14 protein-coding genes and 1 tRNA gene are annotated in these 14163 nt (G+C 53.7%); all 15 read right to left on the reverse strand.

Annotation, left to right across the window (positions count from 1 at the left end; translation table 11 throughout):
- Positions 1 to 98: 98 nt before the first annotated feature.
- The 15 genes from purH to V6U78_RS09820 all read right to left on the reverse strand — a co-directional run bounded on the left by purH (position 99) and on the right by V6U78_RS09820 (position 14149).
- Complete coding sequence (purH, locus tag V6U78_RS09750; RefSeq protein WP_405339890.1) at positions 99 to 1679, reverse strand: bifunctional phosphoribosylaminoimidazolecarboxamide formyltransferase/IMP cyclohydrolase; 1581 nt, start codon at positions 1677 to 1679, stop codon at positions 99 to 101.
- Between the two features lie 23 nt (positions 1680 to 1702).
- Positions 1703 to 1972, reverse strand: coding sequence for a DNA-binding transcriptional regulator Fis (gene fis / locus V6U78_RS09755; protein ID WP_405339892.1), 270 nt, complete (start codon positions 1970 to 1972; stop codon positions 1703 to 1705).
- Complete coding sequence (gene dusB, locus V6U78_RS09760) at positions 1965 to 2969, reverse strand: tRNA dihydrouridine synthase DusB (protein ID WP_405339895.1); 1005 nt, start codon at positions 2967 to 2969, stop codon at positions 1965 to 1967. The genes fis and dusB overlap by 8 nt, the downstream gene beginning before the upstream one ends.
- Positions 2970 to 3047: 78 nt before the next feature.
- The gene (locus V6U78_RS09765) at positions 3048 to 3899 is read right to left on the reverse strand and encodes a DUF3426 domain-containing protein (protein WP_405339898.1); all 852 of its coding nucleotides are present in this window, start codon (positions 3897 to 3899) and stop codon (positions 3048 to 3050) included.
- Positions 3900 to 3916: 17 nt separating this feature from the next.
- Entirely contained in the window at positions 3917 to 4825 is a 909-nt protein-coding gene (gene prmA / locus V6U78_RS09770; RefSeq protein WP_405339901.1) for a 50S ribosomal protein L11 methyltransferase, read from the reverse strand.
- Positions 4826 to 4922: 97 nt separating this feature from the next.
- Positions 4923 to 6263, reverse strand: a complete 1341-nt coding sequence (gene accC, locus V6U78_RS09775; protein ID WP_405339904.1) for an acetyl-CoA carboxylase biotin carboxylase subunit — start codon at positions 6261 to 6263, stop codon at positions 4923 to 4925.
- 65 nt (positions 6264 to 6328) lie between these two features.
- Complete coding sequence (accB, locus tag V6U78_RS09780; RefSeq protein WP_405339907.1) at positions 6329 to 6778, reverse strand: acetyl-CoA carboxylase biotin carboxyl carrier protein; 450 nt, start codon at positions 6776 to 6778, stop codon at positions 6329 to 6331.
- 34 nt (positions 6779 to 6812) lie between these two features.
- Positions 6813 to 7265 (reverse strand): type II 3-dehydroquinate dehydratase, encoded by a 453-nt coding sequence (gene aroQ, locus V6U78_RS09785; RefSeq protein WP_405339910.1) that lies wholly within the window; start codon positions 7263 to 7265, stop codon positions 6813 to 6815.
- Between the two features lie 234 nt (positions 7266 to 7499).
- Positions 7500 to 9404, reverse strand: a complete 1905-nt coding sequence (gene dsbD / locus V6U78_RS09790) for a protein-disulfide reductase DsbD (protein ID WP_405339913.1) — start codon at positions 9402 to 9404, stop codon at positions 7500 to 7502.
- 90 nt (positions 9405 to 9494) lie between these two features.
- On the reverse strand, positions 9495 to 10319 hold the full coding sequence (locus tag V6U78_RS09795) for a substrate-binding periplasmic protein (RefSeq protein ID WP_405339916.1): 825 nt from the start codon (positions 10317 to 10319) through the stop codon (positions 9495 to 9497).
- Between the two features lie 136 nt (positions 10320 to 10455).
- Positions 10456 to 10532, reverse strand: a tRNA-Met gene (locus tag V6U78_RS09800).
- 80 nt (positions 10533 to 10612) lie between these two features.
- Positions 10613 to 11707: a redox-regulated ATPase YchF gene (ychF, locus tag V6U78_RS09805; protein WP_405339919.1), complete on the reverse strand. Its 1095-nt coding sequence runs from the start codon at positions 11705 to 11707 to the stop codon at positions 10613 to 10615.
- A 72-nt stretch (positions 11708 to 11779) separates the two neighbouring features.
- Positions 11780 to 12364, reverse strand: coding sequence for an aminoacyl-tRNA hydrolase (gene pth, locus V6U78_RS09810; protein ID WP_405339922.1), 585 nt, complete (start codon positions 12362 to 12364; stop codon positions 11780 to 11782).
- 129 nt (positions 12365 to 12493) lie between these two features.
- Complete coding sequence (locus V6U78_RS09815) at positions 12494 to 13111, reverse strand: 50S ribosomal protein L25/general stress protein Ctc (RefSeq protein ID WP_405339925.1); 618 nt, start codon at positions 13109 to 13111, stop codon at positions 12494 to 12496.
- 93 nt (positions 13112 to 13204) lie between these two features.
- On the reverse strand, positions 13205 to 14149 hold the full coding sequence (locus tag V6U78_RS09820) for a ribose-phosphate pyrophosphokinase (protein WP_405339928.1): 945 nt from the start codon (positions 14147 to 14149) through the stop codon (positions 13205 to 13207).
- Between the last annotated feature and the right edge of the window lie 14 nt (positions 14150 to 14163).

Raw genomic sequence — 14163 nt, forward strand, 5'->3', positions numbered from 1 at the left:
ACAAAGCTTATAAGGCTTCTTATCGCACAGATCAAGAAGCGGCGGGCGGCAAAAAAACAAACCCGCCACGGGGGCGGGTTGTGCTGGGCAGGTTTGGCCTAGTGTCTAAAATGGCGCATGCCAGTGAAGACCATCGCAATACCGGCTTCATTCGCAGCTTGGATGACTTCCTCATCCCGCATGGAACCACCTGGCTGGATTACCGCAGTGATGCCGGCTGCTGCTGCCGCATCTATCCCATCACGGAAGGGGAAGAAGGCATCAGAGGCCATCACCGAACCCGCGACCTCTAAGCCTTCATCAGCGGCCTTGATGCCCGCAATTTTGGCTGAGTAGACGCGGCTCATCTGCCCTGCGCCGACACCGATGGTCATGCCCTGTTTGGCATAAACAATCGCGTTGGATTTCACATACTTGGCAACCTTCCAGGCAAAAGCCAGATCTTTCAGCTCTTGTTCGGTTGGGGCGCGCTCAGTGACCACCTTAAGATCATCTTCAGCGACCACACCCAGGTCTTTATCCTGCACCAGCAGGCCGCCAGTAACGCGTTTGAAATCCAGCGCGACCTGATCTTCACCTGGCCAGAAGGCGCTGGCATCCAATACGCGCAGGTTAGGCTTGGTAGCAAGGATTTCCTGTGCGGCTTTTTCAATACCAGGGGCAATAATCACCTCAGCAAACTGGCGTTCAACAATAGTGCGCGCAGTTAAGGCATCAAGTGTGCGGTTAAAGGCCAGAATGCCGCCAAAGGCGCTGGTGGGGTCTGTTTTAAAGGCGCGATCATAAGCGCTGCATAGATCCTGATCCACCGCCACACCACAGGGATTGGCATGTTTGACTATCACACAGGCGGGTTCTTGGAAGGCTTTGACGCACTCAAAGGCGGCATCAGTATCGGCAATATTGTTGTAGGACAAGGCCTTGCCCTGCAAAGACACGGCACTGGATACGCTCGATTCGCTTTGTTGCGCTTCTACATAAAAAGCGGCTTTTTGATGAGGGTTTTCGCCGTAGCGCATTTCTTGGCGCTTCACAAACTGGCTATTAAAGGTGCGTGGGAAGTCCTCATTACCCCCTTCTACACGGCGACCCAAGTAGTTGGCGATGGCGCCATCATAGGCTGCGGTGTGCTCAAAAGCCTTCACGGCAAGATCAAAGCGAGTTGCGCCGCTGATCTGGCCTTGATGGGCATCCATTTCAGCAAGGATGGTCTCATAGTCAGTGCTGTTCACCACAATCGTGGTGTGCGCATGGTTCTTGGCGCAAGAACGCACCATGGTTGGGCCGCCGATATCGATATTTTCAATTGCCAGTTCGAGGGTGCAATCATCCCGGTCAATGGTTTGCTGGAAGGGATAGAGGTTGACGACGACCAGATCAATCGGATCAATGCCATGCTCGGCCATCACTGCATCATCCTGTCCGCGTCGACCCAGGATGCCCCCGTGAATTTTAGGGTGCAGGGTTTTTACGCGGCCATCCATCATTTCCGGAAAACCTGTGTGTTCAGAAACCTCAGTGACCGGAATCTGCTCTGCTTGCAGTAGCTTGAAAGTCCCGCCAGTAGAGAGCAGGTGGACGCCACGCTCAGCCAAGGCGCGGGCGAATTCGACGATTCCTGTTTTATCCGAAACGCTGATCAGCGCACGACGCAGGGGGGCAAGTTGAGAGGTAGGCATAGACCTAAAGCTCCTTCGGCAGCTTAGAGAAGATTATATTGCTTGAGTTTTTTGCGCAGGGTGCCGCGATTGAGTCCAAGCAGATTGGAGGCCTTGGTTTGGTTGTGCTCGGTATAGCGCATCACGGCTTCTAAGAGGGGGGCTTCAACCTCTTCAAGCACCATGTCATACAGATTGTTCACCGGCTGCCCTTCCAGCTGGACAAAATACTGGTCAAGGGCGGCCATCACGCTTTCACGTAACGGACGGGGTTGTTCTGTCGGGCTTGAATGGATATTGCTGGTTTCAGTCACAGTGTTTCATTCTTTGTAGTAGGTTCATCTGTTCAGCAACCCAAAGGCGTTGTGCTTCGGGGCTGTCAAGCAGGTTAAAGGCATGGCGACGTTCAGCTTGTCCCTGCTCCTTCAGGTACCAGCCAAGATGTTTGCGGGCAATGCGTACGCCCATTATATCACCATAGGTGGCATACAAGCCTTGTAAATGCGTGCAAATCATCTGCTCTTGCTCGGCCAGGCTGGGGTCTTGCTGTTCTTCGCCTTGGGCAAGATAGTGATGTATCTGATTGAAAATCCACGGCCGTCCCTGCGCAGCGCGTCCCAGCATCAAGCCTTGTGCTTGGGTCAGTTGGAGCACTTCCTGCGCTTTACGCGCTGAAGTGATATCCCCATTGGCGATGACGGGAATCCCCACCGCCTGCACGACTTCCGCCAGCGTGGCGTATTCTGCCTCACCCTGAAACTTGTCTTCTCGTGTGCGCCCATGCACGGTGAGCGCTTGAATCCCTTCTTGCTCAGCAATCTTAGCGATGGCAACCGCATTGCGTTCGCTGGCTGACCAACCCGTACGCATTTTTAAGGTGACAGGCACATCGACCGCGCGCACCACCTGATGCAGTATCTGCTCAACCAGCTTAGGATCGCGCATCAGCGCTGACCCCGCTGCTTTTTTGCAGACTTTTTTGGCTGGGCAGCCCATATTGATATCGATGATTTGCGCGCCTAGCGCAACATTGGCTTGGGCGGCTTCGGCCAGCATCTGTGGATCAGCCCCCGCAATCTGAATCATCCGTGGCTCTGGCTCATCGAGATGAGGCAGGCGCAAGCGGGATTTACGGGTATGCCAGAGCGTTTGATCTGCCGTGACCATTTCAGCGACCGTCAGACCAGCACCTTGTTGGCGACACAGGGCGCGAAAAGGCGCATCTGTCACCCCCGCCATAGGGGCGAGTACCAGGCCATTCTCTATAGGATAAGGGCCGATTGAAAAGCCAATCTGAGTCTTGCCGTTCATTGTGTCAGGGTTGCCAGTGCAAAGGGCGTGCATTTTACCCCTTTCGGCGACAGGGTAAAAGGCATCTGACTAAAAACTCTATTCAGCCGTCACACGCACTGAATGCACCAGTGTGCGCGGCCGCTGAACCTGAAGTTGAATCATGACGGCGGTTCCGGGTTCAAGCTGTTGTTGATTCAGTCGCAGATCATCAGGGCTAAAGCGCTGACTGCTGAGACTCTGCTGGCTCAGGTTGAGTAAATCGACCTGGAGCGCAGGTAGGGGGAGTGTGCGTCCGCCCGGGTTGCTCAACTCAAATTCCACTTGCAGCCAGCCTGCTTCTTGACTGGGTGCAAAGCGTACCTCGCGCAGCAGATAAGGATTAGCGGGAGTGAAGGACAGTTGGCTCAGTCCAACCAGCAGCACCAGGGCCAAAAGTGCCCCTACTCCCCAGCGCCAAGGATGTGGACGCATCTGAGACTGCCACCAGTGACGTGCGCTGGCCATCCAAGGCGCGGGCTGGGCGCTTGGAGGGCGGGCTTCCGTGCTCAGTGGCTCAGTATCGCTGGCCTCTGTTTGACTTGTCTCAGCAGCTTCTGGCTCGTTAGCGAAAAGCTCGGTGCTGAATGCCTGAGCGCCCTTGTGCTCGACTTGAGTGTGAGAGGCAGTCAGAGCGCCTGCGGAGCTGGGTCCAGCTGGTTCGGCCCAATGTTCACTGTGGACTGAGGTTGTCGATAAGTTGATATCGGCTGTCGATGAAGCTGTCGCCGAATGCAGCTCTTGCTCGACGGGGGCATCGACGAGCAGAAGATGATGGTAGGCATTAAAAATCTTTAAGCACTCACCGCAGCGCACTGCACCAAAAGCCTGCTCTAAAATGGCTTCGGTCGCCGAGAAGGTACTGCCGCAATGGGGGCAGCGAGCCAGCTTGGTGTGCGCATTCATCTCCATATCTCGTCTCTGTTGGGTTAAGAGTCTTGTTCAGCGCGTCGTGTTCCTGTGATGCGGATCCAGCCATCGCGCTCCTGAATTGGGTCAAGATCAAACCAAGGCTGGTAGGCTTGGCTGACTGCTTCAGCTTGATGCGCCAGAATACCAGAAAGCGCCATCAGTCCGCCGTTTTTGACCTGCTTGGCCAGCAAGGGAGCAAGATCAATCAGTGGCCCAGCAAGAATATTGGCGACCAGCACATCACAGGTGACTTGTGGTGCTTGTTCCGGAAAGTAAACCGGAAAGCGCGTCAGATCGATTTGATTTCGCTCAGCGTTACTGTGGCTGGCTTGCAGGGCCTGTGGATCGATATCGATGCCCCACGCCTGATCTGCACCGAGCAGTAAACCTGCGATACCAAGAATGCCAGAGCCGCAACCAAAATCAAGCAGACTTTTGTTGCGTAAATCCAGACCGTCCAGCCATTGGAGGCAGAGCGCGGTTGTTGGGTGCGTCCCTGTGCCAAAAGCCAGACCTGGATCAAGAATCAGGTTGACCGCCTCTGGCTGAGGCGCGGTTCTCCAGCTAGGCACCACCCACAGGCGCGAGCCCATTTGCAGAGGATGGAAGGAATCCATCCACTCGCGAATCCAGTCCTTGTCTTCCAAAATCTCGACATGCAGTTGTGGCTGAGGTTGATCGGCAAAGCGCTCAGCCCAGTCGGCGGCCAGAGCCTGTTGCAAGCGGTCTATATCCATCGTGCCATCATAGAGTCCAGTCAGCTGGGTGAGCTGCCAGAGGGGCGTGGTGCCACGGATGGGTTCAAAAACCGGATTGTCTTCGGCATCAGTGAGGGTGATGGCGCAGGCCCCCGCTTCGAGCAGCCAGGTTTCCAGCGCTTCTGCTTGCTCAGGGTGGATCAGGGTTTTGATTTGTAGCCAGGACATGGAAGAGGTTCCTTTCAGCAACAGAGGGGCATTAAAGAAAAACTGCCTGCTGGCATGATGACCAGACAGGCAGCGGATGGAAAAAGACAAGCTTAGCCTAGAGGCTGAGTTTCTTTTCCAGATAGTGGATATTGACGCCACCTCGTTCGAAATGGGTATCCCGCACCAGATCTTTATGCAGATCGGTATTGGTTTTGATCCCTTCGACCAGCAGTTCATCTAAAGAGCCACGCATACGGGTGAGTGCGGCTTCGCGATCCACACCCCAGGTGATCAGCTTGCCAATCAACGAGTCATAGTGAGGCGGTACGGTGTAGCCGCTGTAGATATGCGAATCCATACGCACACCTAAGCCACCAGGCGCGTGAAACAGCGTGATCTTACCCGGAGAAGGAAGGAAGTTTTTCGGATCTTCAGCGTTAATCCGGCACTCAAAAGCATGGCCCATCACTTGGATGTTCTCTTGGCGCAGGCGCAAAGGCTGACCCGAGGCAATCATCAATTGCTCCTTGACGATATCCACACCAGTGACCATCTCTGTCACTGGGTGCTCTACCTGCACGCGGGTGTTCATCTCGATAAAATAGAAGCGCCCATCTTCGTAGAGGAACTCAAAGGTGCCTGCACCACGATAATTGATGGTTTTACAGGCTTCGACACAGGCTTTGAGTACCTGGCGACGTGCTTCTTCATCTAACAGGGGGGCAGGCGCTTCCTCAATAACCTTCTGATGGCGGCGCTGCAAGGAGCAATCACGGTCATAAAGGTGTACGGCATTACCCTGGCCGTCTGCCAAAACCTGCACCTCAACATGGCGAGGGTTCTCAAGGAACTTCTCCATATACACAGTGCCATCGCCAAAAGCGGCCTTGGCTTCGGTTTTGGTGACATGCACGGCATTTAAAAGCGCGCCTTCAGTGTGAACCACGCGCATACCGCGTCCACCACCACCAGCGGCCGCTTTGATAATCACGGGTAGACCGATTTTGCGTGCCATGCTGAGGATGTAATCACCATCATCGGGCAGTGGGCCGTCAGAACCTGGGACGGTGGGTACACCCGCTTTTTTCATGGCGGCAATCGCAGAAACCTTGTCGCCCATCAAGCGGATGGTTTCTGCCTTGGGGCCAATAAAGATAAAACCAGAGCGCTCAACTTGCTCTGCAAAGTCGGCATTTTCTGCCAAGAAGCCATAGCCAGGATGAATGGCCGTGGCATCTGTGACTTCACAGGCGGCAATCAGCGCAGGAATATTCAGATAGGACTGGGTCGAAGGGGCAGGGCCGATACACACCGCCTCATCAGCCAGACGCACATGCATTAAATCACGATCCGCTTTAGAGTGGACGGCGACAGTTTTGATGCCAAGTTCACGGCAGGCACGCAGGATACGCAGTGCAATTTCACCGCGGTTGGCAATAACGACTTTTTCAAGCATGGTGATCCCTCGATGCGGCACCGAAATGCCGCAGCAGCAAGATGGAAAGACAGTTGGGCAGTGGCTTAAACCAGAACCACCAGCGGCTGATCAAACTCAACAGGCTGTCCATCTTCCACCAGAATGGCTTCGACTACGCCATCTTTATCGGCTTCAATCTGATTCATCATTTTCATGGCTTCAACGATACACAGGGTGTCGCCTTTTTTAACTGCCTTGCCAACTTCAATAAAGGCGCTGGCACCAGGAGCGGGTGAGCGATAGAAGGTGCCGACCATGGGAGACAGCACTTGGTGGCCACTGGCAACAGGTGCTGGGGCTTCAGCTGCGGGTGTCGCTGCGGCTGCAACAGGTGCAGCGGCTACTGGAGCGGCGGCAGGTGCATAATAAGGTGCAGCGGGTGGTGCGCTATAACGGCTAATCCGCACCGCTTCTTCGCCTTCTTTGATCTCGATTTCGCTAATGTTGGACTCTTCAAGGAGTTCAATCAGTTTTTTGACTTTACGAATATCCATTTTTCAACTCTCTGCAATGATCGTTAGTTATTAGTTAAGATGAAATGTGCTGCTCACACCGCTGATAGGCGGCTTGTAAGGCCAGGTCATAGCCTAAGCTGCCAAGGCCGCAAATGACGCCCTCGGCAAGATCTGAGAAATAGGAATGGCGTCGAAACGGCTCGCGCGCATGAACATTCGACAGATGGATTTCAATAAACGGAATTCCCACACCGGCCAGCGCATCGCGCAGTGCCACGCTGGTATGGGTAAAAGCGGCTGGATTGATCAGAATAAAATCGACCTGCTCTGCGCGGGCTTGATGGATCTTATCCAGCAGCTGATGTTCGGCATTGCTTTGATAGCATTCAAGCTGTACACCGAGTGTCAGGGCTTGATGCTGCAAGCGCAGATGGATGGTTTCGAGTGTTTCTTTGCCATAGACATCAGGCTCGCGGGTGCCGAGCAGGTTGAGATTAGGCCCTTGTAACAACAAAATTTTAGTCATGATGAAGGCGGCGCTCAGAAACCAGAGGTTAAATGCAATCAAGTGTAAAAAAATGCTGCGATCTACTGCCCTTATAAAGAAAAAAGTCGTCAAAGACGACTTGAGGCAGCAGATTCAATAAAGTGTGCCTAAAGTCGTACTTTTTGTCTAGGCATCGATGACAGTTTGTTGACTTTTTTCCGAATTTAAACGCCCGTTTGCTGGATTTCGCAGCAAGGGGCGCGTCGGGTGTGATCAGCGCCAAGCCTGATTCAGCGCCTGAAGATGTGTACTAAGCTGGCGGGTGTTCATCTCACCGACGACTCGCCAATCACGCCACTCTTCACCTTGATAGAAGAACATAAATGTGGGTGGGCCAAAAACCTCATATTCTTGCAGCCACTGGCGGGTAGCCGGATCGATCTGGGTCAGATCAAACTTCACGCGTTGAATATGATTAAGCTGCTCTTGGATCTCAGGTTGTGGAAACACCTGCGTGTCCATAATCCGACATGAAATACACCAGTCAGCATAAAAATCGATCAGCAGCATTTGATTTGCCTGCTGGCTGATGAGCTGTTCTAGCTGATCAAGACTGTTCAGTCGAGGTGCTGGTGGCGCGGCCGCTGAATGGCTGCTTGAGGATGTGAGTCCGGCTAAGGGTTGTTGCAGGCTTTGGCTTCCTGATAGACCGCCGATCATGAGGCTGAGGGCATACACCAGCAGGCTAATGGCCAGCGTCAAACGAACCAAGGCCCAGCCTTGTCTTTGCTGCCAGTGCAGGGCACCTAAAGCCAAGGCAGCGGCCAGAAGGAGAACCCCCCAGGCGATCAGCGATACACTTGGTGGTAGCAAACGGTCAACCAGCCAGAGCGCGACCACCAGCAGTAAGAAGCCAAAGAAATGTTTGACTTGATTCATCCATGCGCCTGCTTTGGGTAGCCAGCGTGCGCCAAAGGTGCCGGTGATGATCAGCGGAATCCCCATGCCCAGCCCCATCGCAAATAAGGCCAGTGCCCCTGTGGTGGCTTGACCGGTTGCGGCAATAAAGGCCAGTGCCCCCGCCAAGGGTGCGGTGAGACAAGGTGAGACCACCAGTGTTGAGATGGCCCCCATCAGCGCAACATGAAAAAAGGTGGAGCCACGGGGTTGTTGAAGTGCTTGTAAGCGTTGATCAAGCCAGCCGGGTAGGCGCAGCTGCCACACACCAAACATCGCCAGCGCGAGCAACACAAAAAGCAGGGCAAAAGGAATTAACAGCCAAGGTGATTGCAGGGTGGCTTGCAGGTTGAGTCCGGCACCAAACCAGCCGACCAGCCAACCAATCAGGGCATAGGTGAGCGCCATCCCCAGGACGTAAGCGCTGGAAAGCAAAAAACCACGGCGTGCAGAAGGGGGGGCTTGGTTTTCGCCCTTGCCAAGAATGATCGCGCTCAGAATAGGCAGCATCGGCAGAACGCAAGGGGTAAAGGTTAAGGCCAGACCGGCCAATACAAAAACTGCCACAATCACCCAGGCCGAACTCGAGGCCAGACGCTCCGTCAGTTGGCTGCTGGTATTGCTTGGTGGGGCCGCGCGTGAACTGGTAACCGACTCGCTGGCTGCAAAAACCTGCAAGTTGGCATCAGCAGCAAAGCCGCTGGAGGCAAGACTGAGGCGCTGCTGTTGAGGTGGATAGCAGAGCCCAGCATCCGCACAGCCTTGGTAGCGCAGCGTGATCTCGATAGGTTGGCCAAGCGCCAGATCCGTCTGGGGCTGCAGTTCAGCACGGATCTCTGCCTGCTGATAGTAGACCTGGCTCTCGCCAAAGTATTCGTCATGGTGCGCTATGCTGGGCGCATAGCTCAACTCGCCGAGCTGCCACTGGCTGTCCGCGTCGCTTTCTAAGGCAAGGCTATGTTGATAAAGGTAGTAGCCGGGCTCGATGCTCCAGCGTACAAAAACTTGACGGCCTTCAATCCAGGCTTCAGGTTGAAAGGCCCGCTCAGCGGGTAAGAATTGTGGGCTGCTGCCATTGCTGAGCCAGGATGAAAAGCGTCCTGGCGTATTGTTGTTCCATGCAGAGGCTTGTGCTTCAGCAAGGGTGATCAGCAGCAGACTGAAGAGCATCAAACCGAGTCGGAGCCAGCGTGCAGAAGTTGAGAAGAGGGTTGGGGTCATCAGATTATCCATTCAACAGCCAGAAGAAGGTTGCGAGGGCGTATCTTAAGCTGGACTCCTCAGCAGAGCAAAAGTTCCTGCTGGGGTTCTTCAGCTCATGGGGTTGAAGGATTGAGGGATGATGTTCGGTAAAGAATCAAGAGAGTGGGGTATTCTTGTCTTGAATCCAAGACCAGAAACCGGAGCTACAACACCGAAGCGCGTAAAAATCTCGGTGATCTCACCAGAGGCACGCATTTTTTCAATCTCAGCTCGTAACGCTGGCACATATTGATGGTGCGCAGAACCCAAAGGGACGCTGAAATAACGCCCGTTCAGGCTGACTTCCTGGTAGGCCACTGCTGCCAGGCCAGCGCTCTGCTCATAAATCTCCAGTCCGTGTTGTTCTGAGGTCACAACAAGATCGATGTAGCCAGCTTGGAGCATTTGTACAAGTTGCTCTGTCTGGGTCACAAACACCATATTGAGTGAGGCCATCGACAGGTTAAAGGTTTCAGAATAAAAGCTTGAGTTCAAGGCACCAATGCTGAGATTGCTCAGTTGATCCGCATGGCTGATTTGGAGTGGGTTGTCGGCGTTTTTAAAGAAGTGCAGTGTTCTTTCTGCATAGCCGATCAGAATGGGGTCGAGGAAGGCCTCGCGCTCAGCATCCATTGAATGTAATGGAATTAAATCCACCTCACCGCTTCTTGCAAAGGCAAGGGTGCGCGCCCAAGGGACAGGGTTCCATTCAACGCGATGGCCGAGGCGCTCTATGGCGATATTGATCACCTCTATGCCTGGCCCAGAGCAGCCCGTGGGTGTGACCCAGATGAACGGGGTTCGGTCACGGCAATGCCCTTGCCAAACCACGCTGGCCCAAGCCGGTGTGATGGCGAGACTGAGCAGTAGTGATAGAGATGCCAGTATTTTCATAAACGACCCTCCCAAAAATCAAGGATACAAGGCTTGGCATCTTGTCTCTATGCACTTTAGTCTGGTTTGGGTGTTTTAGTCTCAGCAGGCAGGCATAAAAAAACCCCTCAAGCCGAAGCTTAAGGGGTTGATTCTTTGGTGGCTATGCCCTGATTTGAACAGGGGACCCCATCATTATGAGTGATGTGCTCTAACCAGCTGAGCTACATAGCCATTTGTGCCGAAGCACAAAGTGGGGCGTATTTTAACAGTCAGGCAGCCAGTGTCAAGACTTTAGCTCGGAAAGCGCAGGCTTAAACGTTAAAGCGATAGTGCATCACATCACCATCTTTGATGATGTAGTCCTTGCCTTCTAAGCGCCACTTACCAGCTTCTTTTGCTCCTTGCTCGCCCTTGTACTGCACAAAGTCTTCATAGGCGATCACTTCAGCGCGGATAAAGCCCTTCTGGAAGTCGGTATGAATCACACCGGCACCCTCAGGAGCGGTTGCGCCTTGCTTGACTGTCCAGGCGCGCACTTCTTTGACGCCAGCGGTGAAGTAGGTCTGTAGCCCAAGGAGTGCGTAGCCTGCGCGAATCACGCGGTTTAAGCCTGGCTCTTCCAGTCCCATGCTTTCAAGGAACATGGCCTTTTCTTCTGGGTCGTCCAGTTCAGCGATTTCAGCTTCGATCTTATTACAGACGGGGACAACCAGCGCCTGCTCACGCTCAGCGATGGCGCGCACTGTGTCGAGGTGCGGGTTGTTCTCAAAGCCTTCTTCGTTAACATTGGCGATATACATGGTGGGTTTCAGGGTGAGGAAGCCATAGCTTTTCACCAGCTGTTTTTCTGCTTCACTCAGTCCAAAGCTGCGCAGGGGTTGGCCTTCTGCGAGATGGGGTTGAATGCGCTCAAGAATCTCCTTTTGCGCGATGGCTTCTTTATCGCCACCTTTTGCAGAGCGGGCCAGCTTTTGAATGCCTTTTTCGACTGAGTCCAAATCGGCCAGTGCCAGTTCCATATTGATGATTTCTATATCGCTGGCAGGATCAACGCGATTGGCGACATGAATCACGTTTTCGTCTTCAAAGCAACGCACGACATGCGCGATGGCTTGGGTTTCACGAATATTGGCCAGAAACTTGTTTCCTAGCCCCTCGCCCTTAGAGGCACCGGCGACCAAGCCCGCGATATCCACAAACTCCATCGTGGTTGGCAGGACGCGTTCTGGTTTGACGATTTCAGCCAACACATCCAGGCGGGGATCGGGCATGGGGACGATGCCGGTATTGGGTTCAATGGTGCAAAAAGGGAAGTTCTCAGCGTCTATGCCTGATTGTGTCAGTGCATTGAAGAGTGTTGATTTACCAACGTTGGGCAGGCCAACAATGCCGCAATTAAAACCCATGATGTTCTCCTTGATACTGGATGGCGTGGCAGTCGATGCTGCTGCGCAATGATAAAATAGAAGGCTTGGCCTTTAGCCCTGAAAGGCATGCAGGCTTTGCATGGCCTTGTTGAACTGGCCTTCGAGAATCAACGGCAGATGCTGGCGCGTTGCCTGAATCGCCGCTTCTATGGCCTCACGTTCCGCACTGGGTGGTTTACCAAGGACATAGCCAGTGACTTGGCTGGCGTGTCCTGGGTGACCTATGCCTAGGCGCAAGCGGTAAAAATCTTTTTGGTTGCCCAAGGCGCTGATGGTGTCACGTAGCCCATTATGCCCACCGTGACCGCCGCCTTTCTTGAGGCGGACAACGCCAGCGGGAAGATCGAGCTCGTCATGTGCCACCAGAATCTGCTCGGGAAGAATTTTATAAAAGTGCGCGAGGGCGGCAATCGCCTGGCCACTGCGATTCATAAAAGTCGTTGGCACCAGCAGGTGAAGGGCGTGTCCTTGCAGGCTGGTTTGGCAGTGTAAGCCGTGAAACTTACTGCTTTTGAGCTGGCAGCCCAATTCTGCGGCCAGGTTTTCTATCAGCCAGGCACCAGCGTTATGGCGGGTGGCGGCATAGTCAGCACCTGGGTTGCCGAGTCCGACGAGAAGCTTAATCGGTAGCGTCATCTTACTGTGCTTAGTGTTGGGCTCAGAAGTGAGCGGATAAAGGGAGTGGGGCAATCAAAATGCAGCGCATAGATGTGAAAAAACCCAGAAGCCTGATCAGGCCTCTGGGTCTTTGTTGCAAAGAGCGGCTTATTCAGCGGCTTCTTCACCTTCAGCTTCTTGTGCGCCACCTTTCTTGGCGTGTACGCTGACAACGCCAGTGTCGCCGCCGTGGGCCAGAGCAGTGATGCTCACGCCTTCTGGCAGTTTCAGATCAGACAGGTGAATGGTTTCACCTTCTTTCAGCTCAGCGACATCGATATCGATAGAAGCAGGCAGGTTCTGTGGCAGTGCAGTCACTTCAACTTCGTTCAGCAGGTGTTGGATCATGCCGCCTTGCTGCTTCACGCCAACGCAGGTTTCTTCGTTCAGGAAGTGGAAAGGCACCAGGATGCTGACTGTGTGTGTTGCATCAACGCGCTGGAAATCCATGTGCATGACAGTCGGCTTGAAGGGGTGACGCTGCATGTCTTTGATGACAACCTGTTGCTCTTTGCCATCGATGTTGAGCAGCAATACAGAAGAATAAACTGACTCTTCAATGGCCAGAACGCGGTAGAACTCGCGCTGCTCTAAAGCGATGCTTTGTGGCGCTTCTTCACCGCCATAAACGATGGCAGGAATGTACTTGTTTTCACGACGCAGGCGGCGGCTCGCACCCTTACCCAGGTCGTTACGTGCTGTAGCTTCAAATTTAAATTGTGTCATGGTGAGTCCTCGTGGACGCTAAAGGTAAAAACACGGCTCGCCCGCGACCAAGCAGAGCAGTGCTATGGGTTCTCCCGAAGGGGAGCAGAAAACTTAGCGGAACATTGCGCTAATGGATTCTTCGTTGCTGACGCGGCGTACGGCCTCAGCCAGCAATCCAGAAATCGTCAGCTGACGAATTTTGCCTGTTTTTAAGGCTTCATCAGTCAGTGGAATCGTATCGGTGACGATCAGTTCGTCCAGGGTTGAGCCAGCCAGGTTGCTTAAGGCGGCACCAGAGAGAACGGCGTGAGTCGCATAGGCCACCACCTTTTTGGCGCCACGGTTTTTCAGCGCTTCAGCGGCTTTGCAGAGTGTGCCAGCGGTATCGACCATATCGTCGACCAGCAGACAGGTGCGGCCTTCGATATCACCGATAATGTGCATCACCTGGGCTTGGTTGGCCTGTGGGCGACGCTTATCGATAATCGCCAGATCTGTGTCGTTCAGCTCTTTCGCTATGGCGCGCGCACGGACAACACCGCCAACATCGGGGGAGACGACAACCATATTCTCATAACCCTGACGTTCGATATCGTCGAGCAGAATCGGTGAGCCATAGATGTTATCGACAGGGACATCAAAAAAGCCCTGAATCTGATCAGCATGCAGATCCATTGTCATCACGCGGTTAACGCCAGCGGCGCACATCATATCGGCAATGGCTTTGGCTGAAATAGGTACGCGTGCAGAGCGGACACGGCGATCTTGGCGGGCATAGCCAAAATAAGGAATAACGGCCGTGATACGATGGGCGGACGCACGACGCAGTGCATCGACCATCAGAATCAGTTCCATCAGGTTGTCATTGGTGGGGGCGCAGGTGGATTGAATGACAAAGACATCTTTGCCGCGCACATTCTCGTTGATTTCGATCGCAATTTCGCCATCACTAAACTGGCCAACTGTCGCATCACCCATACGGATATCGAGACAATCAACGACTTTGCGTGCTAGTTCCGGGTTGGCATTGCCCGAAAACACCATCAAGTTTGACACCGGATCACCCTGAT

The sequence above is a fragment of the Marinospirillum alkalitolerans genome (assembly GCF_045055655.1).
GTDB classification, from domain to species: Bacteria; Pseudomonadota; Gammaproteobacteria; order Pseudomonadales; family Halomonadaceae; genus Marinospirillum; species Marinospirillum alkalitolerans.